Raw genomic sequence first — 1008 nt, forward strand, 5'->3', positions numbered from 1 at the left:
GGGCGGCGCGCGGGCTGGCCACGCCGTCGCGGCGCAGCACGATCAGATCGCCCAGCATCGCGCGCCCGCGCGACCACAGGCTGGCATCGGTCCGGGTGATCAGCCGCGGCGCAATCGTATCCAGCCCCAGCCGCAAATCCTCCAGCGTCACCGGCTGGCGCGCGGCCTGCACGATGCTGCTCACCGCTTCGCCATGGGTCTCGCCGAAACGCTGGCGCAACTGCGCCTCAAGCCGTCCCAGCGGTTCGCCGCGTTCGATCAGGCGGCGCACGGAAAAGGCGATCATCAGCCGCTCGGCCTGGGTCGCATAGGATGAGGCATTGCGCGCGCTGCCATCGATATCGCGCAGCCGCGTCTCCAGCACGTCGAGCCGCCCGGCGAGCAATTGCTCGCGCGCCGAAAGCGTGGCGACATCGGTGCCGGGGGGCAAGGCGCGGACCGGCATCGGCTGCGGCGCGGTCACCTGGGCGGGCGCGGGCTGGGATGCAGGCGCATCGCCGCCGCGCATCCAGCTGAATGCGGCCATGCCCGCAATGCCCGCCGCAAAGGCGATCACCGCGATCAGCACGTTCTTCGCCAGAGGAGACAGCCCGCGGGCCGGCTCCAGCGCGAGTGGCTCGTCGGAACTCATGCGCACCTTATCCCCGCGCGGGTGCGCAGGGTCAATCGGCCAGCGCGAGCGCGGCGTCGATCAGCGCGGTACCGGTAAAACCGCCGGGCACGATCACGCGTTCCCAGCCGGTCCCCGCCGCTTCGGCCGCCCCGTCGCTAACCGCCACCAGCGCGATGCCGGCGCGATCGCTGACGATCTCCGCCAGCCTTTTGCCCGCCCGCGCCGACTGGACCAGCACGATCGCACCCGCCAGCCGCGCCGCCATGTCCACCGTCACCGGCACGGCATCGCTGGCATAGACGGTGACGATATCGGCAACGATCCCGCCCGGCTCGACCGTACGCTCGCGTCCGGCAAGGTGGAGCGCGCGGCGCACGCCCTGCGCCGCCGCCATC

The 1008-nt window shown here is 72.1% G+C and carries 1 protein-coding gene and 1 pseudogene; both read right to left on the reverse strand.

Translation table 11 applies throughout. The features are described from left to right. On the reverse strand, positions 1–631 hold a 631-nt coding region (locus P1X14_RS22040), incomplete at its 3' end, for a hypothetical protein (protein ID WP_277317570.1). A gap of 31 nt (positions 632–662) precedes the next feature. Beyond that, positions 663–1008, reverse strand: a pseudogene (locus tag P1X14_RS22045) (uroporphyrinogen-III synthase); the annotation flags it as partial.

The organism is Sphingomonas sp. AOB5 (genome assembly GCF_029433115.1).
Lineage (GTDB): Bacteria > Pseudomonadota > Alphaproteobacteria > Sphingomonadales > Sphingomonadaceae > Sphingomonas.